24 protein-coding genes are annotated in these 24,239 nt (G+C 56.1%); 14 read left to right on the forward strand and 10 right to left on the reverse strand.

Annotation, left to right across the window (positions count from 1 at the left end):
- Positions 1-69 precede the first annotated feature (69 nt).
- The 8 genes from ABYT07_RS04300 to coxB all read right to left on the reverse strand — a co-directional run bounded on the left by ABYT07_RS04300 (position 70) and on the right by coxB (position 6,996).
- Positions 70-1,332: a M16 family metallopeptidase gene (locus tag ABYT07_RS04300; protein ID WP_372989722.1), complete on the reverse strand. Its 1,263-nt coding sequence runs from the start codon at positions 1,330-1,332 to the stop codon at positions 70-72.
- Positions 1,329-2,717, reverse strand: coding sequence for a threonine synthase (gene thrC, locus ABYT07_RS04305; RefSeq protein WP_372989723.1), 1,389 nt, complete (start codon positions 2,715-2,717; stop codon positions 1,329-1,331). The genes ABYT07_RS04300 and thrC overlap by 4 nt, the downstream gene beginning before the upstream one ends.
- A gap of 8 nt (positions 2,718-2,725) precedes the next feature.
- Positions 2,726-3,403: an SURF1 family protein gene (locus tag ABYT07_RS04310; RefSeq protein ID WP_372989724.1), complete on the reverse strand. Its 678-nt coding sequence runs from the start codon at positions 3,401-3,403 to the stop codon at positions 2,726-2,728.
- Between the two features lie 119 nt (positions 3,404-3,522).
- Positions 3,523-4,326: a cytochrome c oxidase subunit 3 gene (locus tag ABYT07_RS04315; protein ID WP_372989725.1), complete on the reverse strand. Its 804-nt coding sequence runs from the start codon at positions 4,324-4,326 to the stop codon at positions 3,523-3,525.
- A gap of 22 nt (positions 4,327-4,348) precedes the next feature.
- Complete coding sequence (locus tag ABYT07_RS04320) at positions 4,349-4,924, reverse strand: cytochrome c oxidase assembly protein (protein ID WP_372989726.1); 576 nt, start codon at positions 4,922-4,924, stop codon at positions 4,349-4,351.
- Positions 4,924-5,100, reverse strand: coding sequence for a cytochrome C oxidase assembly protein (locus tag ABYT07_RS04325; RefSeq protein WP_372989727.1), 177 nt, complete (start codon positions 5,098-5,100; stop codon positions 4,924-4,926). The genes ABYT07_RS04320 and ABYT07_RS04325 overlap by 1 nt, the downstream gene beginning before the upstream one ends.
- On the reverse strand, positions 5,097-6,035 hold the full coding sequence (cyoE, locus tag ABYT07_RS04330) for a heme o synthase (RefSeq protein WP_372989728.1): 939 nt from the start codon (positions 6,033-6,035) through the stop codon (positions 5,097-5,099). Before cyoE ends, ABYT07_RS04325 begins: the two co-directional genes overlap by 4 nt.
- 64 nt (positions 6,036-6,099) lie before the next feature.
- Positions 6,100-6,996, reverse strand: coding sequence for a cytochrome c oxidase subunit II (gene coxB / locus ABYT07_RS04335; protein WP_372989729.1), 897 nt, complete (start codon positions 6,994-6,996; stop codon positions 6,100-6,102).
- Positions 6,997-7,171: 175 nt separating this feature from the next.
- On the opposite strand from coxB, the gene tldD reads away from it, so the two are divergent.
- The 6 genes from tldD to ABYT07_RS04365 all read left to right on the forward strand — a co-directional run bounded on the left by tldD (position 7,172) and on the right by ABYT07_RS04365 (position 14,961).
- Entirely contained in the window at positions 7,172-8,593 is a 1,422-nt protein-coding gene (gene tldD, locus ABYT07_RS04340) for a metalloprotease TldD (RefSeq protein WP_372989730.1), read from the forward strand.
- A gap of 113 nt (positions 8,594-8,706) precedes the next feature.
- Positions 8,707-9,864, forward strand: coding sequence for a DNA-processing protein DprA (gene dprA, locus ABYT07_RS04345; RefSeq protein WP_372989731.1), 1,158 nt, complete (start codon positions 8,707-8,709; stop codon positions 9,862-9,864).
- A 269-nt stretch (positions 9,865-10,133) separates the two neighbouring features.
- Positions 10,134-12,776, forward strand: coding sequence for a type I DNA topoisomerase (gene topA / locus ABYT07_RS04350; protein ID WP_372989732.1), 2,643 nt, complete (start codon positions 10,134-10,136; stop codon positions 12,774-12,776).
- 100 nt (positions 12,777-12,876) lie between these two features.
- Positions 12,877-13,452 (forward strand): L,D-transpeptidase, encoded by a 576-nt coding sequence (locus tag ABYT07_RS04355; RefSeq protein ID WP_372989734.1) that lies wholly within the window; start codon positions 12,877-12,879, stop codon positions 13,450-13,452.
- 187 nt (positions 13,453-13,639) lie between these two features.
- Positions 13,640-14,335, forward strand: coding sequence for a CoA transferase subunit A (locus ABYT07_RS04360; protein ID WP_005851680.1), 696 nt, complete (start codon positions 13,640-13,642; stop codon positions 14,333-14,335).
- Positions 14,335-14,961 (forward strand): 3-oxoacid CoA-transferase subunit B, encoded by a 627-nt coding sequence (locus ABYT07_RS04365; protein ID WP_372989735.1) that lies wholly within the window; start codon positions 14,335-14,337, stop codon positions 14,959-14,961. The genes ABYT07_RS04360 and ABYT07_RS04365 overlap by 1 nt, the downstream gene beginning before the upstream one ends.
- A gap of 78 nt (positions 14,962-15,039) precedes the next feature.
- On the opposite strand, the gene ABYT07_RS04370 is transcribed toward ABYT07_RS04365, so the two are convergent.
- A complete protein-coding gene (locus ABYT07_RS04370) occupies positions 15,040-15,210 on the reverse strand; it encodes a hypothetical protein (RefSeq protein WP_372989736.1) in 171 nt (56 codons plus the stop codon).
- 50 nt (positions 15,211-15,260) lie between these two features.
- A complete protein-coding gene (locus ABYT07_RS04375; protein ID WP_372989737.1) occupies positions 15,261-16,064 on the reverse strand; it encodes a lytic transglycosylase domain-containing protein in 804 nt (267 codons plus the stop codon).
- A 364-nt stretch (positions 16,065-16,428) separates the two neighbouring features.
- Here ABYT07_RS04375 and ABYT07_RS04380 point away from each other — a divergent pair, with 364 nt between their 5' ends.
- From ABYT07_RS04380 to ABYT07_RS04415, 8 genes are all read left to right on the forward strand, one after another.
- On the forward strand, positions 16,429-16,626 hold the full coding sequence (locus tag ABYT07_RS04380) for a Flp family type IVb pilin (RefSeq protein WP_372989739.1): 198 nt from the start codon (positions 16,429-16,431) through the stop codon (positions 16,624-16,626).
- A gap of 98 nt (positions 16,627-16,724) precedes the next feature.
- Complete coding sequence (locus ABYT07_RS04385) at positions 16,725-16,898, forward strand: hypothetical protein (protein WP_372989740.1); 174 nt, start codon at positions 16,725-16,727, stop codon at positions 16,896-16,898.
- A 189-nt stretch (positions 16,899-17,087) separates the two neighbouring features.
- A complete protein-coding gene (cpaB, locus tag ABYT07_RS04390) occupies positions 17,088-17,951 on the forward strand; it encodes a Flp pilus assembly protein CpaB (RefSeq protein ID WP_372989742.1) in 864 nt (287 codons plus the stop codon).
- Between the two features lie 196 nt (positions 17,952-18,147).
- Positions 18,148-19,587 (forward strand): type II and III secretion system protein family protein, encoded by a 1,440-nt coding sequence (locus ABYT07_RS04395; protein WP_372989743.1) that lies wholly within the window; start codon positions 18,148-18,150, stop codon positions 19,585-19,587.
- On the forward strand, positions 19,574-20,269 hold the full coding sequence (locus tag ABYT07_RS04400) for an OmpA family protein (protein ID WP_372989744.1): 696 nt from the start codon (positions 19,574-19,576) through the stop codon (positions 20,267-20,269). Before ABYT07_RS04395 ends, ABYT07_RS04400 begins: the two co-directional genes overlap by 14 nt.
- Before the next feature lie 274 nt (positions 20,270-20,543).
- Positions 20,544-21,782: a CpaE family protein gene (locus ABYT07_RS04405; RefSeq protein WP_372989745.1), complete on the forward strand. Its 1,239-nt coding sequence runs from the start codon at positions 20,544-20,546 to the stop codon at positions 21,780-21,782.
- 36 nt (positions 21,783-21,818) lie between these two features.
- Positions 21,819-23,261, forward strand: coding sequence for a CpaF family protein (locus ABYT07_RS04410; protein ID WP_372989746.1), 1,443 nt, complete (start codon positions 21,819-21,821; stop codon positions 23,259-23,261).
- A 12-nt stretch (positions 23,262-23,273) separates the two neighbouring features.
- Positions 23,274-24,236: a type II secretion system F family protein gene (locus ABYT07_RS04415; RefSeq protein ID WP_372989747.1), complete on the forward strand. Its 963-nt coding sequence runs from the start codon at positions 23,274-23,276 to the stop codon at positions 24,234-24,236.
- Positions 24,237-24,239 lie beyond the last annotated feature (3 nt).

Genomic DNA, 24,239 nt, shown 5'->3' on the forward strand with positions numbered 1-24,239 from the left:
CGGCGTGGATCGGCGTGCGCAGGGTCAGCCTTTCCGTTTCAATCGCCAATTTTCGTTTGAGCCCAAGCATCAGGCAGCGCGGCGTTCTTGCAGTTCTGCCAAGGTGGGTGCCGTTTCGACCGGACCATATAGCGCCAAAGCAGCGGGTGCCGTGGCGGCCATTGTCTGCGCGAAATCACGCACGTCACCGGTGGTCACGGCGTCGATCTGGGCGATGGTTTCTTCCAGTGGCGGGATGCGGTCCCAAATCTGGATCAGACGCGCCAGCCGTTCGGCGCGATTTGACGGACTTTCCAAGCCCATCAGAAGGCCGGCCTTCATTTGGGCACGCGCACGCGCGACTTCGGCGGGCGACATATCGGATGCGGCGCGCTTCATCTCGTCGATGGTGATACCAGCCAATTCGGGCAACTGTTCGCCGCTCGTGCCCGCATAGATCGTCATCATGCCGGTGTCGGCATAGGCACCCGCCTGCGCAAAGATCGTATAGCAGAGCCCCCGATTTTCGCGGACCTCTTGGAACAGGCGGCTCGACATGCCACCGCCAAGCGCGGATGCATAGATTTGCGCGACATAAATGTCATCCGCACGGTAGCCCGGCGATTCAAAGCCAAGCGCGAAATGCGCCTGCTCCAACGTTTTCACCTGACGCAGTTCACCGCCAGAGAATTTTCCAGCATCAACATCAAACAGTGGTTTTTGCGGCATATCGCCAAACAACTGTTCGGCCAGACGCACGATTTCATCGTGATCCACAGCACCTGCCGCCGCCAGAATCATCTGGTCGGGGCCATAGTGCTGATCAATAAAGCTGGACAAATCTTCACGAGAGAAATTGGAAACGCGCTCGGTCGGGCCAAGGATGGTGCGGCCAAGCGGCTGGTTGGGATACGCCTCTTCTTGAAGCCAGTCGAAAATCACATCATCCGGTGTATCCAGCGCTTGGCCGATTTCCTGAAGAATGACACCACGTTCGACCTCGATCTCGTTTTTGTCGAGGATCGGATTGCGCAGGATGTCGGCGATGACATCGAGGCCAAGCGCCACATCGTTTTCCAACACGCGCACATAATAGGCTGTCACCTCGCGCGAGGTGTAGGCGTTGATATAACCCCCCACGTCTTCGATCGCTTCGGCGATCTGCAAGGATGTACGCTTAGCCGTGCCCTTGAAGGCCATATGTTCAAGAAAATGCGCGATTCCGTTCTGCTGCGGCGTCTCATGGCGCGCGCCTGCGGTGACCCAGACGCCAATCGACGCCGAGGCCAGACCGGGCATATGTTCTGTTACAATGCGGAATCCGTTGGACAGGCGGTGTTGTTGCAGGCTCACTGGGCGATGCCCCCTTTGATAATGTCTTTAAGCGCCTCAAGATCATTGGGCACCCGTGTCAGCCGTTCGTCGCGTTCGAACAGATCGGCCATGTGGTCTGGCAGCGGTGGGCGTACGCCTGTGGCCGCTTCAACTGCGTCGGGGAATTTGGCGGGGTGCGCCGTTGCCAGGGTGATCATTGGCGTCGCAGGATCACGCATATCTTGCGCCACGCGCACCCCGATTGCGGAATGCGGGCACAGTAATTCTCCCGTGGCGGCATAGAATTCCTTGATCGTCGCCGAGGTTTCATCCTCTGACACCCGTCCGGATTTATAGGTATTTTTCAGATCACGCAGGGCGTTGTCACCCACATCGAAACCACCATTCGCCAGATCAGCCATCAACCCATTGATCGCATCGCTGTCCTGACCATAGGCGAAATACAATGCCCGCTCGAAATTCGAGCTGACCTGAATATCCATCGAAGGGCTGATAGAGGCGTGAACCTCGCCCTTGTGATATGCTCCTGTTGTCAGGCACCGGTGCAAGATATCGTTCTGGTTGGTTGCTACCACCAGATCCGCAATCGGAAGGCCCATTTCGCGCGCGATATAGCCTGCGAAAATATCACCAAAGTTGCCGGTCGGCACGGTAAAGCTGACTTTGCGATCCAGCGCCCCCATGGCAAGCCCGGCGGTGAAATAATAAACCACCTGTGCCAGCACACGCCCCCAGTTGATACTGTTCACACCAGCAAGTCTGACCCCATCGCGAAAGGCGTGGTCGTTGAACATATCTTTCAGGCGGGCCTGGCAATCGTCAAAATCACCGTCCAGCGCCAAAGCGTGAACGTTCATTTCGACCGGCGTCGTCATCTGGCGGCGCTGCACATCGGACACGCGACCGTGGGGGTAGAGAATGAACACATCGACATTATCAAGGCCGCGAAATGCTTCGATCGCCGCCGATCCCGTATCACCCGACGTCGCCCCGACGATTGTCACGCGCTCACCCTTGCGCGACAGTACCGCTTGGAACATATGGCCAATCAACTGCATGGCAAAATCTTTGAACGCCAGCGTTGGCCCGTGAAACAGCTCAAGCAGGAAGTGCCCTTGATCCAGCTGAACCAGCGGCGCGCGGACAGTATGGTTGAAACCGGCATAGGCTTTTGCGATCAGCGATTTGAACTCCGCATCGCTAAAGGTGTCCCCGACAAAAGGCTTCATCACCTTAAATGCGACGTCCTCATAGGACATCGTCGCCATCTCGGTCAGGTCCTCGCGGCTGAGCGTGGGGATGGTTTCGGGAACATAAAGGCCGCCGTCACGGGCAAGCCCGGTCAGCAGCGCGTCTTCGAAACTTAGGACAGGGGCGGAACCACGGGTGGAAACGTAACGCATAAGGAAGGTCAGCTTTCGACTTTGGGTGCGCGGCGGCGCAGGAAGAACAGGCTCATACCAAGCCAGATCGCGGCAAGAGAGAACCAGGTGATGGCGTATTGCAAGTGATCATTGGGGATACGCGCGGTATCTATGGGTAATGGGCTGATGTCTGCTGCCGGTGGCGTGCTGCTGCGGGCAACCAGCAGGATGGGCAGGGTTTTCAAGGCATCTGCCATCGCAGGGACGTCGCGGGCAAACCAGATATTCGCAGCCAGATCAGGCGCGGGCGTGAAATCGTCGGTTTCTTGAGGCCATTGAAGATTGCCGGTGATCGTCACCGGTCCGATTTCGCGCGCGTTGGCTTTGGCAGTCGTCAGCACAAAGCCCCGGTCGACTAGGATCTTGCGACCATCTTCCAACACGAAAGGCGCAATAATCCGGTATCCAGCCCCAAGATCCTTTTGCGAGACAAGGATGTGGATTTCATCCGCCTCAATCATGCCGGATGCAACGACGGGCAGGTAGGCATCGGTTGGATCGGCGACGGATGATGGCAACGCCACGGGGTCGGCAATGATACGCGCATTGATGTCGCTGATGATCGCCTCTTTCCACGCCAGACGCTGAATCTGCCAGATGCCAAGCGAGATCAGGATAGCTGCACCGCCAAGACCGACGATCAGCAAGAATAGCGTGCGACGCATAAGGCTCTCTTGAGGTTGGTCACCCGTTCGGGTGGCTTGAATGCAGAGGCGCGCAAGGTCCCCCTCGCGCGCCAATAGCTTTTAGTGATCGCAGGGCGGTTTGCAAGCCGCCGGGGCGTTTAGATGCCCCACATGTAGACAGCGAAGAACAAGAAGAGCCAAACCACATCAACGAAGTGCCAGTACCAAGCAGCGGCCTCAAAACCGACGTGCTGCTCTTGGGTAAAGTCGCCACGCATCGCGCGAATTAGGCAGACCGTCAGGAAGATCGTCCCGATCACCACGTGGAACCCGTGAAAACCTGTCGCCATAAAGAAGCTGGAGAAGAACAGGTCGCCACCGAATGTCCAATCAGCGTGGACCAACAATTCATAGTACTCATACGCTTGGAAGGCCGTGAACAAGAGACCAAGAACGATTGAAACTGCCAAACCTGTAATCAGGTCCTTGCGGTTGTTTTCATGCACTAGCGCGTGGTGCGCCCATGTTACGGCACAGCCCGACAGCAACAGAATCAATGTGTTGATCAGCGGCAGGTGAAAGGCGTCAACGGGAATAATATCGGGCTGAACGTAGGTAGAACCCGGAAATTCGTCCATTGGGTACAGGGCTTCTTTGAAGAAGGTCCAGAACCAAGCGACAAAGAACATCACTTCGGACATGATGAACAGGATAAAGCCATAGCGCAGGCCGATGCGTACAACATTGGTATGATCGCCAATTTTGCTTTCAGCGACCACTTCAGACCACCAGCCAAACATGCAGTAGAGGACGGCAACTAATCCGCCCAAAAACACAAACGGCGTAATGTCATGCATCCAGAATACGCCACCGGCAAGCATGACACTGCCAGCCAAGGCGCTTAGCAAAGGCCACGTTGAGGGCGCTAGAATGTGATAGTCGTGGTTTTTTTCGTGGGCCATGATGGCGTCCCTCACCTTTTTCTTAATTCAGGTTTGTCTGGCTGTCCTGTTCGAGGGCTGCGTATCCCTCTGGCAGGTCAATTTCATAAAACGTATAAGACAGTGTGATCGTATGTACAAACTTGCCGTCACGGTCTGCCACAATTTCTGGGTCAACAAAAAAGCTGACCGGCATTTGAACGCGCTCGGCCGGGGCAAGCACCTGTTCAGTAAAGCAAAAGCATTCGATCTTTTCAAAGAATGCGCCTGCCGCATAAGGCGTCACATTATAAGACGCTTGCCCGGCGATGGGATGATCTGTCGGGTTATAAGCCTCGTAGAATGCCAGACCTGTTTCGCCGATACGGATTTCCATTTCGTTGACGACCGGTTTGAATTCCCAGCTCATGCCATCATTCAGGCTGCCGTCAAAACGAACAGTGACCGTCTGATCCAGAATTCCTTCGGAGTTTGCGGAAACCTGGCCCGGCGTGCCGCCAAAGCCGGTAACCCGGCAAAACCAATCGTAAAAGGGCACGGATGCCCATGCCAGCCCCCCCATCAACACGACGACAGAGACCGTTTGCAGTACCGTCTTTGTAGGACCAGAGATCGCCATCAGCTGCTCTCCTGAGTTTGGACGGCACCACCAGGGAGATCATTAAAATCTATATTGGTGATTTTCACATAGGTCAGCAGCATCACCAGGAACACAAAAGCACCAAGCATCAGACCGATACCAAGGTTGCGTCCGCGACGGCGGGTATGAATTTCATGTTCTGCACGGATGGTCATGACCAACCTCCAAATCCATACGGCCGCAAGGTTGCTTCGGCAAGAATCGCACCAAAATGTAGAAACAGATACCAAAGAGACAAGCGGAAGAATTTACGTTCGACCAGGAAATTATCGGCCTCGCTGTCATCTTCATCACGCTTCCAGATCCGCACGGCCCCAATCAGGAACAGCACGTTCAAAATAACAGCGGCGGTCAGATAGATTGGCCCCCCGATGGATGTGAAGCCGGTCGCGACAGCGAGAACCACCAACAAAACCGTATAGACAAGGATATGACGGCGGGTGGACCGACGGCCATGCGTAACGGTCAGCATCGGAACTTTGGCATCATCATAGTCATTGCGCATAAACAGCGCCAAGGCCCAAAAATGTGGTGGCGTCCACATAAAGATCAGGGCGAACATCAACCATGCCTCGACAGAAAAGCTGCCCGTTGCAATAATCCAACCGATGACCGGGGGAAACGCGCCCGCCGCGCCACCGATGACGATGTTCTGCGGTGTAAGACGCTTTAGCCACATGCTGTAGAAAACAGCGTAAAACAGAATCGTAAACAGCAACATGCCGGCGGCCAGCAAGTTGGCGGCCAGCCCAAGCATCATCACCGAGAGCCCGGAAAGGGCAACGCCAATGGCCAGCGCTTCACCCGGCTGGACACGTCCGGACGGGATCGGACGGTTGGCCGTGCGCCGCATGATGGCGTCGATATCAGCATCCCACCACATATTCAGCGCCCCCGAGGCACCTGCCCCAATGGCAACAAACAGAATCGATGCGAACGCCACGACAGGATGCACAGACGTCGGCGCAGCCAGCATGCCAACAAGCGCTGTGAAAACGACCAATTGCATCACGCGTGGCTTCAGCAGGGCAAAGTAATCGCCCAATTGCGCCTCGTATTCGCCAGTAGGTGTTGTGCTTGTGTCAGTCATACAAATCCCGCCTGAATTGTGGATCGGGGCACGGCAATCGTGCCCCGACAAAAGACGTAATGTTCTAGTTGGATGCGACCGTCAAAGGCTGCGGAATGCCCGCATACTCGGCCTTCGCCTTGTTCAGCCAATCGGCGTACACCTCTTCAGATACAACTTTGACTGTGATTGGCATATAGGCATGAGCATTGCCGCACAGCTCGGAACACTGGCCAAAGTAAACGCCTTCTTTTTCGGCCTTGAACCATGTCTCGGCCAGACGACCGGGAACCGCGTCCTGCTTTACGCCGAATGCTGGCATTGCCCAAGAATGGATCACGTCAGATCCGGTCACCTGCACAACAATCGTTTTCCCAACCGGGATCACAACTGCAGTGTCAGTGGCCAGCAAAAACTGCTGCTCTGTATAGCCAGCGGCTTCCAACTGGGCGATCACTTCGGGTGTTTTGCGGTTCTCACCGCCAACAGCTGGTGCGCCGATCATGTAGCTGTCAAAGCCAAAACCTTCATCCACGTAGTTGTAGGTCCAGTACCACTGGTTCCCAGTCGCCTTGATTGTCAGGTCGGCCTGCGGGATTTCCTGCTGACGGAACAAAATCGGCAAGGAATACGCACCGATCAGAACCAGAACCAGAATCGGCACGATTGTCCATGCGATTTCAACCGGGGTGTGGTGGGTGAAGGACGACGCCGTCGGGTTACGTTTTTTGTTATAGCGGAAGGCCACCCAAAGGATCAAAGCAGTCACGAACAGAGTGATCAAGGTGATGATAACCAAGATCAGATAGTCGAGATCGTGAATATCCTGCGCGACGCGCGTCACGGCAGGTTGAAAACCCGTTTTTCCGTCAATGGGTTCACCGATGATCTCTAGACCATCAATTCGAAGGTTTTCCTGTGCCCATGCGGGTACTGCGGAAAAAGCGGCCATGAGACCTGAAAGGGATAGAAGATGTTTCATATGTCGTCCTGATCTTGTGACCATTGATAGCGAATCGCGGCCTAACCCGTCTTGGGTAACGCCGAACCGTTGTAATCTGAAGTCTTACAATCATATTCTAACTTCAAGATAAAGACTTGTGCTTGCGTCAAACGGACGCGAAGCGATTTTTATGACACGATTAAGGACCTTTCGGATGAGCCAGACGCCTTTTAACCCTTTTGGGACAGATCTTGATCGCGATGCGGCGCTAAAGGTCCTGCGCGACGCCGTAGCGGGTGCCGATGACGGGGAACTATTTCTGGAGCGACGCCGTTCCGAGGGGCTGATGTTTGATGACGGACGGCTAAAAACCGCAAGCTATGATGCCTCAGAGGGATTTGGGCTGCGCGCCGTGCGCGGCGAGGTGGCCGGATACGCCCATTCCTCCGAGATCAGCGAATCTGCCCTGCGCCGCGCCTGCGAAACAGCGCGACTGGCTGTGGGTGACGGGGGCGGCACATGGGCGGATGCGCCGATTTCCACAAATCAACGGCTTTATACTGACGAAGACCCCATCGCTGGGGCGGCTTTTCCAGTAAAAGTTGAAACACTTCGTGAGATCGATGATTTCGCCCGCAGCCTGGACAAACGCGTCGTGCAAGTATCGGCGTCAATCGCCGCATCGATTCAGGAAATTGAAATTCTGCGGCCCGAAGGAACGTCTGTGCGGGACGTGCGGCCAATGACCCGTGTCAATGTATCGATCATTGTCGAACAGGACGGGCGGCGTGAAAGCGGCACCGCGGGCGGCGGCGGGCGCGTGGGCCTTGACGGGCTGCTTGAACGGTCCGATTGGCAAGCCAAAGCCCGAGAGGCGTTGCGCATTGCTTGCGTTAACCTAGAAGCCGTCCCTGCCCCCGCTGGCGTGATGGATGTTGTGCTTGGCCCCGGATGGCCCGGTATCTTGCTTCACGAAGCGATTGGCCACGGGCTTGAGGGGGATTTCAACCGCAAAGGGTCAAGCGCGTTTTCCGGGCTGATGGGTCAACAAATTGCGGCCAAAGGGGTCACGGTGCTTGATGATGGAACGATCCCCGACCGGCGCGGGTCGATCAGCGTCGATGACGAAGGCACCCCATCCGCAAAAAACGTCCTGATCGAAGACGGTGTGCTGGTCGGATACATGCAAGATCGCCAGAACGCCCGTCTGATGGGCGTACAATCGACAGGCAACGGGCGGCGCGAATCCTATGCGCATATCCCGATGCCACGGATGACTAACACCTATATGCTGGGCGGTAATATGACGCCCGGAGACATCGTGGCCGACCTGAAAGACGGCATATACGCTGTAGGTTTCGGCGGTGGTCAGGTCGATATCACCAATGGCAAGTTCGTGTTTTCCTGCACCGAAGCCTACCGGGTTCAAAATGGCATCGTCGGAGCCCCGGTCAAGGGCGCGACATTGATCGGTGACGGTGCAACGGCTTTAAAACAGATCCGCGCCATCGGGAATGATCCCGCGCTTGACCCCGGCATGGGCAATTGCGGCAAGGCGGGCCAATGGGTGCCTGTTGGCGTCGGCCAACCGACGTTGATGATCGGTGGGTTGACCGTTGGTGGTGCTGCGGCATAGCGGCTTTTGGTGAACGCATCTCCGCCCGTTTAGCACAAATGGGCGGAATTCGATTCATGCGTTGTTAACCACCACAACATATACCTGATTCTAGCAACGGACGGAGACGCGGGATGACTGACAAGGACTACAATCCTTCTTCCACTCACCCCCCAATCCCACCCACCTCGGAAGATGAAAGCTTTGCGCGCCTTCGTCTGTTGCGCTCGCGTCGGGTCGGTGTGTCAACGTATAAACGACTACTGGCTGAACACGGCACTGCGCAGAATGCGCTGGCCGCGCTACCAAAGGTGGCGCGCGCTGCGGGAGTAGCAAACTACGAGATCTGCCCCGAAGGGGTGGTTTATGCAGAGTTGCGCGCCGCCAAAGCTGCTGGCGCGCAACTTATCATGCATGGGACCGATGCCTATCCCGAAACTTTGTATGATTTGAACGACGCGCCCCCCTTTCTCTGGGCGATCGGCAATCTGGATATCATACACCGGCCCAAGATTTCCCTTGTAGGGGCACGCAATGCATCATCGCTAGGCACGCGGATGGCCAAGGCCTTGGCGCAAGGGCTTGGGGAGGCGGGGTATGTTGTCGTCTCGGGGCTTGCACGCGGGGTCGATGCCGCAGCACATCTGGCTGCACTTGGCACGGGGACAATCGCGGTCCAGGCAGGCGGGGTCGATGTGATGTACCCTGCGGAAAACACACAACTTGCGGCGGATATCGCGGCCTCTGGATTGCGCTTGTCCGAACAGCCAATGGGCCTGCAACCGATGGCGCGCCATTTCCCCAGCCGCAATCGGATCATCGCAGGGTTAAGCCATGCGACCATTGTTGTCGAAGCAGCCGCCAAGTCCGGCAGCCTTATCACTGCGCGCGACGCCTTGGACCAAGGCCGCGAAGTGCTGGCGGTTCCAGGCCATCCCTTTGATGCGCGGGCAGCAGGATGCAATATGTTGCTGCGCGATGGTGCGACATTGGTGCGTAACGCCGCAGATGTGATTGAATTGCTGGGCCGCGCCGATGCTGTCCAACCCGTTCAGGCCGAGTTGGGATTGGCAGAAAGCGCGTCTGCCCCTGCGCCAAAAAAATCGCTGCGTGAAACTGCGGCACTGCACCTGCAAATCTTGTCACGCCTTGGCCCAAGCCCAATTGCAGAAGATCAGTTGATCCGGGATTTACAGGCATCCGCGGCCAAAGTGGCCCCCATCTTGATCGATTTGGAACTGGACGGACAAATTTCGCGTCAACCCGGCGGTTTGGTATCGCGCACTGGATAATTTAGCGAAACGATTATCGCAGCGGAGTGATCGGGGGCCAGCCCCCGCCCCGGATTTCATCCGGTCTCCCCCGGGATTTTCAACCATCCGGAAATCGAAAAAATCAGAAATCCGTGCGTCGTGCCCCCCGGTTCCAAAAACAGGAACAGGGCAAAATTTTCGCTTGGGGTAGATCATATCAGTCAGATCAGCGCATTGACAAAACTACCCCCACGCCACATGTCAAAGCGACGTTGAGCCGATCCATCTGAACTAAGGTACCTAATTTTATGCCCGTTGTTGTCGTCGAATCACCTGCCAAGGCCAAAACGATCAACTCTTATTTGGGCAGTAATTACACTGTTCTCGCCTCTTACGGCCATGTCCGCGATCTGCCACCGAAAGACGGGTCAGTCGACACGGATCACGATTTCGACATGAAGTGGGAAATCGCGGCCGCAAGTAAGAAGCACGTAAAAGCAATTGCGGATGCACTGAAAAACGACAACGAACTGATCCTCGCGACCGACCCCGACCGCGAAGGGGAAGCGATTAGTTGGCACCTGCAAGAGGCCCTGACACAGCGCAAGTCGATCAAGAAAGATACTCCGGTCAGCCGTGTCGTGTTCAACGCGATCACCAAATCTGCTGTTACCGAGGCGATGAAGAACCCACGCCAGGTGGATATGCCCTTGGTCGAAGCGTATCTGGCGCGCCGTGCCTTGGACTATCTGGTAGGGTTTAACCTGTCGCCTGTTTTGTGGCGCAAACTGCCCGGTGCGAAATCCGCGGGGCGCGTGCAGTCGGTTACCTTGCGCCTGATCGTAGAGCGCGAGATGGAGATTGAGGCGTTCCGCAACCGCGAGTATTGGAGCGTCAAGGCGTTGGTTGCGACCCCGCGTGGTCAGGAATTCGAAGCGCGGCTTGTCACACTTGCCGGAAAGAAACTGGACCGGTTTGACCTTGCCAATGAAACACAGGCCGAAATGGCTGTGCAGGCGATCACCAGCCGCGATCTGACCGTCACCAGCATCGAGGCAAAGCCTGCCAGCCGCAATCCTTCCGCGCCCTTCATGACCTCTACCTTGCAGCAAGAGGCCAGCCGCAAGTTCGGCATGGGTGCGCGCCAGACGATGAGCACGGCGCAGCGCTTGTACGAGGCCGGGCACATTACCTATATGCGGACCGACGGCATCGACATGGCCCCCGAGGCAATGACCATGGCCCGCGACGCGATCAAGGAACGGTTTGGTGCGGAATACGTGCCGTCTGCCCCTCGGATCTATAAGAACAAGGCCAAGAACGCGCAGGAAGCGCATGAATGTATCCGCCCCACAGATATGGCCAAGGATGCAGCCGCGCTGAAACTGACCGAAGCAGACCAGCGCAAGTTGTACGATCTGATCTGGAAGCGCACGCTGGCCTGCCAGATGGAAAGCGCCCGTCTGGAACGCACCACAGTCGAGATTGGCAGCAAGGATGAACAGGTCGGTCTGCGCGCCACAGGTCAGGTCGTGCAATTTGACGGATTCTTGCGCGTTTATGAAGAAGGCCGCGATGACGTGGTGGACGAAGATGACAAGCGCCTGCCGCAGATCACCCAAGGCGACAAGATGGACAAGCGCGCCGTCACGCCAGAGCAGCATTTCACCCAACCACCACCGCGCTATACCGAAGCGACGCTTGTGAAGCGGATGGAAGAGCTTGGGATCGGGCGCCCGTCAACTTACGCCAGCGTCGTGACCACGATTCAGGACCGCGAATACGTGCGCAAAGAAGGCAACCGGCTGTTCCCCGAGGATAAAGGCCGCTTGGTTACTGCCTTCCTTGAAAATTATTTCCGCAAATATGTGGGCTATGATTTCACTGCCGATCTGGAAGACCAGTTGGACAAGGTCAGCGCGGCCGACGCCGATTACAAAGACGTCCTGAACCGTTTTTGGAAAGATTTCTCGGCTGCGATCGCGGAAACCGCTGATTTGCGCATTACCGAGGTACTGGAAAAGATCAACGAGGTGTTGGAGCCGCATCTTTTCCCACCGACTGAAGACGGCAAAGACCCGCGCCTGTGCCCCAATTGCGAAATCGGACGCCTGTCCATGCGCACAGCGCGGTCAGGCGGGGCCTTTATCGGTTGTTCGAACTATCCAGAATGCCGGTATACCCGCCCCTTCGGCCCGCCCGACCCCGAGGCAGAAAAATCTGCGATCCCACCGGATGGCAAGTTGCTGGGCGAAGATCAGGGCGACGAAATTCGCGTGTTCAAGGGCCGTTTTGGCCCCTACGTGCAGCGCGGCCCTGTGACCGAAGAGAACAAGAAACCGCCACGCCAGTCGGTTCCCAAGGACTGGCCCGCAGAAGAGCTTGAACTTGAGCGCGCCTTGATGTTGCTGTCCTTGCCGCGCGAAATCGGGCCACATCCCGAAGATGGCATTATGGTCTGGGCCAACATTGGGCGCTATGGCCCCTACATCAAACACGCCCCCAGCACGTCGGATCGTGGCGGCACCAATGCCAACCTTGAAGGGCTGGACGAGGTCTTTACCGTCGGTATGAACCGCGCTGTTCAGTTGTTGGCTGAAAAAGTCGCCAGCCGTGGCGGACGTGGCAAGGCCGCTAAACCGATCCGCGAGATGGGCGAACATCCTGATCTGGGCGGCGACGTTCACATCATGGAAGGCAAATATGGCCCCTACGTGAAGTGGGAAAAGGTCAATGCGACGATCCCCAAAGAGATCGAGCCTGCCGACCTGACGATGGAGCGCGCGGTCGAGTTGATCGAAGAAAAGCTGGCCAAGTCTCCGGCCAAGCGCAAGGCCGCGACCAAGAAAGCGCCGGCAAAGAAAGCTGCTGCCAAGAAACCCGCCGCGAAGAAACCTGCCGCCAAGAAGGCACCGGCGAAAAAGAAGGCTCCGGCGACCAAAGCCGAGTGACAAAGTTGTGAACACAATGCAATTCATGAATATGTGACTTGCTGTATAGGCCCCTAGCTGCCACCGATGCGTGAAACGCCACGGAAAAAGGAGCAGATAGATGGCAGAGCAGAAGATTTCACGGCGCGGATTGATTGCGACAGCAGGGGCTACGCTTTTTATGCCCACGCTCCTGCGGGCGCAGTCAACCGAGGCTGACACGGCGGTTGCGGCTGTGCGCCACAACACCTCGAGCTTTACCCAGCAGCGATGGGAAGACCACTTTGACACATTGGGAAAGGCGGCGATCGTTGCGGATACCACATCGCGCGCGCTGCATTTCTGGAGCGGTGACGGAGAGACATACAACATTTACCCCACATCGGTGCCGCGCAGCGACGAGCTGACCAAGCGGGGATATACCCGGATCGTCCGCAAGCGCATCGGTCCCGACTGGACCCCCACCCCCAGCATGATCGAACGCGATCCTGATCTGAAGTATATGCCTCCCGGTCCGGATAACCCGCTGGGCACGCACGCCATGTATCTGGATTGGCCCGCCTATCTGATCCACGGCACCCATGACACGCGCAAGATTGGACGGCAAAGTTCGGACGGGTGTATCGGACTGTACAACCACATGATCGAGGCGCTTTTCGGGATCGCACCTGTCGGGACGCAAGTGCGGATCATCTAACGCCTTCAACGCCCCCAAAGGCGCAGAATTAAGCAGTCTACCTTTGGCCGGTTGGTTTCGTCCGTGTTTTCAGGCGCATCCTAACGGGTGCGCCTGAACCGCGTTTGACACATCCTTAACGTCGCGTCATAGAAGCGTTGATGCATGAGAAGTAGCGGGCCCAACGCCCCTATCGAAAGGAGTCCGAATGAAAAAGATTTATGGTAGTGCTGCCGAGGCGCTGGAAGGCGTCCTGCATGACGGGATGTTGATCGCTGCGGGTGGCTTTGGCCTGTGTGGGATCCCTGAACTGCTGCTGAACGCCATTCGCGATGCCGGCACCAAGGACCTGACCTTTGCGTCGAACAACGCAGGCGTCGATGATTTCGGCATTGGCATCTTGTTGCAGACCAAACAGGTCAAAAAAATGATCAGCTCGTATGTGGGTGAAAACAAAGAATTCATGCGGCAGTATCTGGGCGGCGAACTTGAGCTTGAATTCAACCCACAAGGCACCCTGGCCGAGCGCATGCGCGCCGGTGGCGCGGGCATTCCCGGCTTCTACACCAAGACCGGCGTAGGCACCGTGATCGCCGAGGGCAAAGAGCACAAAGATTTCGACGGTGAAACCTATATTCTGGAACGCGGGATCGTTGCTGATCTGGCGATTGTCAAAGCATGGAAAGCCGACGACACGGGTAACCTTGTGTTCCGCAAAACGGCCCGCAACTTTAACCCGCCCGCCGCGATGTGTGGCAAAATCTGCATTGCCGAGGTCGAAGAGATCGTACCGCGCGGCAGCCTTGGCGGTGACGCCATCCACCTGCCCGGCATCTATGTGCACCGCATCATTCAGGGCGATCACGAAAAACGCATCGAACAGCGCACAGTGAGGACAGCATAATGGCTTGGGATCGCAATCAAATGGCGGCACGCGCCGCACTGGAACTGCAAGACGGCTGGTATGTGAACCTTGGCATCGGGATTCCGACACTGGTGTCGAATTATATCCCCGACGGCATGGATGTGACGCTGCAATCGGAAAACGGCATGCTGGGCATGGGCGCATTCCCGATCGACGGCGACGAAGACGCGGACCTGATCAACGCGGGCAAGCAGACCATCACGGAACTGGACCGCACGTCCTATTTCGACAGCTCAACGTCCTTTGGCATGATCCGGGGCGGCAAGATTGCCATGGCGATTCTTGGTGCGATGGAAGTTGCTGAAAACGGTGACCTTGCAAACTGGATGATCCCCGGCAAGCTGGTCAAAGGCATGGGCGGTGCGATGGATCTGGTCGCAGGCGTTGGCCGTGTGGTGGTCGTGATGGATCACGCAAGCAAGCACGGCGAGAGCAAAGTGTTGAAAGAATGCACCTTGCCGTTGACCGGCAAATCCGTGGTCGACCGCATCATCACCAACCTTGGCGTACTGGATGTCGTCGAGGGCGGGTTGAAGATCGTTGAATGTGCCGATGGCGTAACCGAAGAAGAGCTGCGCGCAGCGACCCTAGCCACCATCATCTGATCGTTTCATTAGATCAAAGTGAAAGGGCACCGCCGTTGGGTTTGGTGCCCTTTTTCATGCCTTGTAACATTTGAGGTGTCACCAGATCCCCAAAATCAAAGCACCGACATACCAGACAGAAAAGAGCAAAAGCACCGCCGCCGTCGCAATCAAAAGCCAGCGCGATCCCCTTGATGGACGAAGGGCACTGACCAGACAGATGCAGGCGATCACTGGTGCTGCGATCGGAAGGATGAGGGCGATGATCATAGCGGGGTATCCTTGGTTGGGCATGGACTGTCCCGGGATTGGTCAGTCCCTTAGTTCATCGCGGCAAAGACGCAGCCATCTGTAATCAGCTCTGGCGGAGTCTGGCACAGACCCTTGGCGACCTGAAAGGCGGCCAACACCTTGGGCACGTAATCGCGCGTCTCTGCAAAGGGGGGCACGCCATCGTGTTTGCGTACTGATCCTTCGCCCGCGTTATATCCGGCAAGAACCAGAATAGGGTCGCGGTCGAATTCGCCCATCAACCAATCAAGGTATTTGACACCGCCCAAGATGTTTTCGGTCGGCTTCATACTGTCGGTAACGCCGAAACGCGCGGCCGTGTCGGGCATCAACTGCATCAACCCTTCTGCCCCTGCCCCGCTGACAGCATCTGCGCGACCGGCTGACTCAACCGTAATCACAGCCAGCACCAAAGCGGGCGACACCGACGTACCAATGGTAGAGCGCAGAATGTCGATGCCATTGGCCTTTGCGATTTCCTGCATCTGCTGCATCCGCGGTGCCGGCACCTTGGTGCTGGCGGTCGCAAGCGTGATCATCGCATCCTCAAGTCTGCCAGGGCCTGAGGATGCCGCGTCGGGCGATATCCGCGCCCAGAACCAATCAAACTGCCCCGGCGCTACGGGTGCAATCGCCCCCGACGGGGTCGCAACCGCCTGTGGTACTGCGGCGATCTGCGGTTCGATAAAGACATTGATCCGGTTTGTACTGCCAGGTTTCGGAGGTTTGACCCGCTTGGCCTCGAACTTCGGAAACGGTTTGGGCGAATCCGCCCACAGCATTGGCGCGGCCAATACCCCCACGATGAGTGAAACGCTAATTAGTCGAAACATTTCTGCCTGCTTTTTTATGCTTATGTGCTCGATCGCACGAATATCTCATGAAAAGCGCCTTCGAACTAGCAAATCATGGCAGAAATAATGGCAATTTCGCCATAATTGGCCATCTACAGGACGAAATTTTCAAATGTGAGGAAAAAGTTAACATATTTTATCAATTATAATCAGCGTGTTATAAGGAATTTCGCACAAATAGGCCCCAAAATATTAAAAGCCACATTTGTCGCCAAATTCATGCCCCATTCAGACAGCTATATAGCGTCATACCAAGTCGAACAGGCGCTGATTGAGAGAAACAGAGCCACACGGACGACAGGGTTGAAACTGAAAACTTACATGATCCTTGGAGGGACATACCATGATGAAATTTATCAAAAACTTCCGCAAAGACGACTCCGGCGCAGTAACTGTTGACTGGGTTGTTCTGACCGCTGCCGTTGTTGGCCTGGGCGTTGCAGCTTATTCCTCGATCGAAACTGGTTCCAAAGACCTGACAAGCAACACAGCTTCCGCTTTGAAAGGCTTCCAGCCTGCCACACCAAGCGTCGGTGGCTAATACGTCGTCAAGCTAACGAACAAGTGGCCGCATTCTGAACGTCAGGATGCGGCCATTTCTACATAAGTTCCCCATCCGGTCGTTGAGGTTGTCACTTTATGCTTTTTCAATTGAAGACATTTCGCACGGCTGAGAGCGGGGCTGTCACAGTCGACTGGGTCGTGCTTTGCGCCGCTATCGTTGTGTTGGGTATTACGGTTATTACAAGCATCACGACAGGCGCTGTCGATCTTGCCGATAGCTTGATGAAGGTCGAACCCGGCGGGCTCTGATCCAGCATTCCAGATTCAAGACGCCGCATCCAGCGCATACAGAATTTCACGTCGAAACCCATGCCGCCCTCTTCAAGTCGGCGCAAGAAGATCGCAAGCGTTCCATAGTCTGAACACATTTGCCCAGTACCCCTTGAAGTGCTTCTAAGGCCGGATCACCCCGGCAGAAATTCAAATGAGGAAATTAAAATGCGAATGGTATTTGGACTAGTCCTGTTAGTAGGGATCGCCCTGGCTGGCGGTGCGGTCTATCTGGCAAAAGATCGCATCAGTGCCTATCAGGCGGCAAACGCTCAGGCACAGCAGGCTTTGGCCCAGATTGTGCCCACCGTGACCGTCTATGTGGCCGAAAAACCTTTGAAATATGGTCAGCAGCTCAAGCTTGAAGACATACGCGAAGTCGCTTGGCCCCAGAATGCAATTCCGGAAGGTGCGTTCACCGACAAGGCCATGTTGTTCCCCGAAGGTACGGATGAACTGCGCGTCGTGTTGCGCGCCATGGAAAAAGACGAAGCCATCATGGCCACAAAAGTTACAGCCCCCGGCGAAGATACCGGCCTGACATCGCGGCTGGCCCGCGGCACCCGTGCATTTACCATCAAGGTCGACGTCTCGAGCGGCGTTTCAGGCTTTTTGCGCCCCGGTGACCGCGTAGACGTCTATTGGACTGGTCGCATTACGGTCGGCGACAGCAACATGCGCAACGCAGGGGATGTCACCAAACTGATCGAAGCCGGGGTTCAACTGATTGCAATCGACCAAAGTGCCGGTGGCGACATGAACGAAGCCAACATCGCCCAAACCGTGACAGTCGCCGTAAAACCAAATCAGGTCGCGGCATTGGCCCAAGCGCAATCCACCGGCAAACTATCCCTTTCTTTGGTCGGTGCGGATGACGATACCATCGCCGGTGCCATCGAAGTAGACCAACGCAGCCTGCTTGGCATTGCGAACGAAACGGTCAAAGCCGAGGTCGAGAAGGAAAAAGTCTGCACAATCCGGACCCGCCGTGGTGCCGAGGTGGTTGAAATTCCGATCCCTTGTACAAACTAACGTCATCGAACAAGACCGCCAAACGCCGCGCAGACCAGCGCGGCGTTTGGCGTAAATGGCACATGTTGCCGTTAATCCACAGCCACGCCTCCCTGCATGTCATTGATTCTTGCAAAAAAATCAAAATAAACGCACAGTGGTTCAAACGATGGGCACTAAGACCCTTTCCAGAGGCGTGATCACAAAGGCAGGTCACATGAAAATCGACAGATTTATCACAGCGGCCCTTTTCGGGCTGACCCTATGTGCAACGCCGCTTTTGCTGGCCGCACCAACCGCCGTTCAGGCGGATACGTTGCGTGTGGTCAACAGAGGGACCAATCGCGCCTTGGAAGTGCCGATGAACCGCGCTGTCGTGGTCGAAAGCGACATTCCTTTTGCAGAACTCAGCATCGCCAACCCCGGCATTGCCGACATCTCGTCCCTCTCTGACCGAACAATCTATGTCTTGGGCAAATCCCCTGGCCTGACGACCCTGACATTGCTGGACGCTGCCGGGCAATTGATTGCGAATGTCGACGTTCGCGTTGCATCGGATATTTCAGAATTCAAAGAACGCCTGCGCCAGATCCTTCCGGGTGAAAAGATCGAAGTGCGCACTGCCAATGACGGGATCGTCCTGTCCGGCATCGTGTCATCGACCCAAGGGTTGCAGCGCGCGCTGGATCTGGCCGAACGCTATGCGCCCGAACGTGTGTCCAACCTGATGAGCGTGGGCGGCATTCAACAAGTCATGTTGAAAGTCCGTTTTGCTGAAATGCAGCGCTCTGTCTCCAAATCGCTCAGCGCGTCTTTGGCGTTGAACGGTCTGTTGGGGTCGGACCTTGCCATCAATGGCGGCACGAACACGACAAACGGATCAACAGGCATTGCCAACTCTTTGGGTGGTTTGACACCATCATCAAACAGCAATGCAGGTGCCGTCCTGTTCGGCTTTAACGCCGGATCAACACAGGTTGGCCTGTTGCTTGAAGCACTCGAACAAAAAGGCGCGGTGCGTTTTCTTGCCGAACCCAACCTTGTTGCGCTTTCCGGCCAAGAGGCGACGTTCCTTGCGGGCGGCGAATACCCTGTGCCTGTATCGCAAGTCGGCGACCGGATTTCCGTGCAATATAAACCCTTTGGCGTCGAGATGAGCTTTATCCCCCGTGTGGTGGACAAAGATCTGATCAACCTCGAACTAAAGGCCGCCGTTTCTGCGATTGACCCCAGCAACAGCGTGTCTTTGGGTAACGGCTTTGATATCTCTGCTTTCACGCGGCGCGAAACCTCGACCACGGTGGAGATGCGCGATGGTGAAAGTTTTGCAATCGCCGGTCTGCTGACCGATGATTTCACCGACACCTCAAGACAGCTGCCCTGGATTGGCGACGTACCGGTTTTGGGCGCGTTATTCCGCAGCGCGAATTACCAACGCAGCCAGACAGAGCTGGTGATCATCATCACTGCGCATCTGGTGACCCCAACACGCGGCGACGCCTTGGCCTTGCCGACAGACCGGATCAAGCCCCCGACCGAAAACGAACTTTTCCTGAGCGGTCGCACATCTAGCGGCGGAAAGACCCCGACAAAGGGTGCTGCCGGTGAAGTTGCCAAACAGGATTTCAGCGGTTCCTACGGCTATGTACTGGATTGATCAGATGAACACCCGGATCATTTCAAAGCTCGGCACCATCAGCATTATCGCTGCACTAGCCACAGTCGCGGGCTGCGGCCGCAGCAATGATCCTGTGTACACGCAGTTTTATCGCGAGGCAGGATCGCTGTCGGATCTGGGCACGTTTGGCGATGCGACGCTGAACAACCGCTTGGTGATGACCGGCGAGCGGCAGTACACGTTTGACCTTGCCAACCGCTTTGCCGGAGAAGTGCAATCGACGGTCACGTTTGACTTCAACTCGTCGAACCTTGATGGAACGGCGCAGGCGATATTGCGACAGCAGGCGAATTGGATCAGGCAGTTCCCCGAGGTACGGTTTCGCGTTTATGGCCATACCGATGCCGTTGGATCAAACAGGTCGAACAAGGCACTTGGCATGCGGCGGGCACGGGCTGTTGTGGCCTACCTGTCGACCCAAGGCATCAGCACATCGCGGCTCGAAGCTGTTGTTTCCTTTGGCGAAACCCAACCTTTGGTGGTGACGCAAGGACGCGAACGCGCCAACCGGCGCACGGTCACCGAAGTGAATGGATTTGTCGAACGCCACCCGACTGTGCTGGACGGCAAATACGCGCAAATCATCTATCGTGATTATGTCGCAAGCGCCGTACCCCCGACGCAGCTGACAGGCGGCGGCACCGCCACAACATCTGAATAACAACTGTTTTTTGACCTTTTTTGCCTGACGGGGAAATCATCCCGGTCAGGCACTCTGGTCGAAAGCCATGTTTGGGCAACTTGATCGTTGCAAAAGACCAAACAATAGAAACTATTTAGCCCCAATATTGCCCAAGTTAGCTGTGATATTTTCAGCAATAGGACAAATGCGTCTCGCCAAAATGGCGCGGCGCGGGCGACCGCAAAGCGTACTCACATTGGCCACCGCCAACTGTCAGCTCTTGCCAAGCCCCGAGCAATAAAAGGAAAAGGCCATGAGCAGCAGTATGCCACAGATCGAAGCGCCCCAAATCGTCGCCTGTACCGTCAGCCGCGATGTGCAGAACTTCGACCTGCTGATCGAAGATATGGAAGACGCCTTGGGCGAAAGCTGGGGCGACTTGGGGTTTTCCGAAGCGCTTGCTTTTTTCGGCCAGCCCGAAGCCCAGTCTCTTGAGTTGATCGCCCTGGCGCTTGATGCCGAGGATGAAGAAAACCTTGTATTGATGGGCGAAATCATCGTTCAGGCCAAGGCGCGCGACATCAAGGTGATCCTGATCGCCGAAGATGTAAGCCCCGTGTCACTGCATTCATTGCTGCGCCAAGGTGCGGATGAATTCGTGCCCTACCCCTTGCCCGAAGGGGAATTGGCCGCCGCAATCGACCGTGTGCGTGCAGAACCCGACCCCGTTGCCCAGGCTGCCACAAAGGCCCCGACCCTGAAACCCGGTGCGGATAAAGACGGTGCGCTGATTGTGGTACACGGTCTGGCTGGCGGCACGGGCGGCACGACCCTTGCGGTAAACCTTGCCTGGGAATTGGCAACTGCCGACAAAAAGAACCCACCCAAAGTCTGCCTGCTGGATCTTGATCTGCAATTCGGGGCCGTCGCGACCTTCCTTGATCTGCCGCGCCGCGAAGTTGTCTATGACATGCTTTCCGAGACCGAAAACATGGACGAGGAAAGCTTTGGGCAGGCCCTGCTGACCTATGAGGATCGTCTTCAGGTGCTGACCGCCCCGGCGGAAATGCTGCCCCTTGACCTGATTTCCTCGGAGGATGTGAACCGCATCCTGAACATTGCACGCAATCAGTTCGACTATGTGGTGGTCGATATGCCCTCGACCCTCGTTCAGTGGTCCGAAGCGGTACTGAACAATGCGCATGTCTATTTTGCGATGCTTGAACTGGATATGCGCTGCGCGCAAAACGCTTTGCGTTTCAAACGTGCGCTGCAATCAGAAGAACTGCCCGTGGAAAAGCTGCGCTATGTTTTGAACCGTGCGCCCAAGTTCACGGACCTCAGCGCCAAAAGCAGGGTCAAACGCATGGCCGAAAGCCTCGGCATCTCGATTGATGTGCATCTGCCCGATGGCGGCAAGCCGATCACGCAAGCCAATGACCACGGCATGCCTTTGGCGAACTCTGCCCCAAAAAACCCTTTGCGTCGCGAGATAGCCAAGCTTGCCGCGTCCATTCACGACCTCAAGGCCGAAGAAGCCAAAGCGGCGTAGCACCACAGCGCCAGCTAACCTAGAAAGAGTGTTCAGATGTTTTCCAAGTACAAAAAACCGGGTGCCGCCCCTGCCGCCAAGATCGCAGAAGTCGCTAGGTTAACACCGGTCAAACAACAGGCCGATGCCACCACAGCCAAGCCTGTTTCCATGCGCCGCGCGTCCCAGCCCGCCACGGTTGCGCCTTTGGACAAAGACCTTAAGCGCAAGCAACGCATGAGTGACATCAAGCTTGAACTGCACCGGTCCCTTTTGGACAACCTGAACCTTGCTGCCCTTGAACACGCGACCGAACAGGATTTGCGTCAGGAAATAAACGAAATCTCGGCCGAAATTCTGGCCGAGAAATCTATTGTTCTCAACCGCGAAGACCGGGTTCAGCTGAACTCTGAACTTTATGACGAGGTCACGGGGCTTGGGCCGCTTGAAACCTTGCTAAAAGACGACTCGGTCAACGATATTCTGGTGAACGGTCCCCAGCAGATCTTCGTCGAACGGGCGGGGAAACTGCAACTGACGGACATTACCTTTAAGGATGAAAAGCACCTGCTGCGGATCATCGACAAGATCGTATCGGCCGTGGGTCGCCGCGTTGACGAAAGCAACCCTTACGTCGATGCGCGGCTAAAAGACGGTTCGCGCTTCAACGCCATGGTGCCACCGATTGCTGTGGACGGCAGCCTTGTGTCGATCCGTAAATTCAAAAAGGACAAGCTGGGCATTGACGATCTGGTGTCCTTTGGTGCGTTTTCCGAAGAAATGGCGGCCTATTTGCAGGCCGCGGTTGCGACCCGTCTGAACATCATCGTGTCAGGCGGTACCGGCTCGGGTAAAACCACAACGCTGAACGCGCTGTCGTCTTTTATCGACAACGACGAACGCATCCTGACCATCGAAGATACCGCCGAACTTCAACTGCAACAAACCCATGTGGGCCGGATGGAAAGCCGCCCGCCCAACGTCGAAGGCAAAGGCGAAGTTTCCCCGCGCGACTGTCTGAAAAACGCCCTGCGGATGCGCCCGGACAGGATCATCGTCGGCGAAACCCGTGGCGAAGAAGTCATCGACATGTTGCAAGCCATGAACACCGGTCACGACGGATCAATGACAACGATCCACGCCAACTCGGCGCGCGACGGGGTCAGCCGTCTGGAAAATATGATCGCCATGGCGGGGATCGAAATGCCGCTCAAAGCGGTGCGTTCACAAATTTCAAGCGCTGTAAACTTGATCGTGCAGGCATCCCGCTTGCAAGACGGCTCGCGTCGGATGACATCGATTACCGAAATTACCGGCATGGAAGGCGATGTGATCTCGATGCAGGAACTGTTTCGCTATCAGCGTGTCGGCCTGACCCCCGAGAACAAGATTATCGGTCATTTCACCGCGACCGGTGTGCGCAGCCACTATTCCGAGCGGTTCAAGATGTGGGGCTACGATCTGCCCTCGACCATCTATGACCCCATCGCGGCCCAATAAGGAGCACATATCATGAGCATTGAACCCATTATTTACGGTCTGATCTTTATCGGTGTCCTTGTGCTGGTCGAAGGCCTGTATCTGGTCGCTTTTGGCAAATCCATCAGCCTGAACAGCCGCGTGAACCGCCGCCTTGAGATGCTGGAGAAAGGCACCCGCCGCGAAGAGGTTCTGGACAAGCTGCGCAAGGAAATGCAGCAGCACATGGATAACAAATCCATCCCGATCTATTCGATGCTGGCCGCAAAAGCCCAGAAAGCCGCCATCGCGTTTTCACCTAGGCAGCTGATCATGTTGATGGGCGGTCTGTCTGTCGTGGCATTTATGGGTCTGACCATCGGCACCGGAACCGAATTGCCGATCCGTCTGGTCATCTCGGTCGCGATTGGCATCGGTGCCGTCTATTTCTGGATCTCTTCCAAAGCGAAAAAACGCATGAGCATGATCGAGGAACAATTGCCTGACGCGGTTGAACTGATGGTCCGGTCCTTGCGGGTTGGCCACCCTTTCACGAACGCGATTGCCATCGTATCAAAGGAAATCCAGGATCCGCTGGCCTCAGAATTCGGTATCATATCAGACGAAGCCGCCTATGGCCGCGACATCGGTGAAGCACTGAAAGAAATGGCAGAACGGCTGGACATGCAAGATTTGCGCTTCCTCGCTGTGGCGGTGACGATCCAGCAGCAATCGGGCGGCAACCTTGCCGAAATCCTTGCCGGTCTGGCCAAGGTGATCCGGGCGCGCTTCAAGCTGTTCCGCCGCGTCAATGCCATCACCGCCGAAGCGAAATGGTCCGGAAAATTCCTGTCGGCCTTCCCCATCGTCGCCCTGATCGTGATCAAACTGGGTGACCCGCATTATTATGATGAAGTCATGACGCACGAACTGTTCATTCCCGGCTGTATCGCCGTGGTCTTGTTTCTGGCTGCGAATTTGCTGGTCATGCGCAACTTGACAGACATTAAGGTTTAAGGG

Source organism: Sulfitobacter sp., assembly GCF_041552635.1.
In the GTDB taxonomy this organism is placed as follows: domain Bacteria; phylum Pseudomonadota; class Alphaproteobacteria; order Rhodobacterales; family Rhodobacteraceae; genus Sulfitobacter.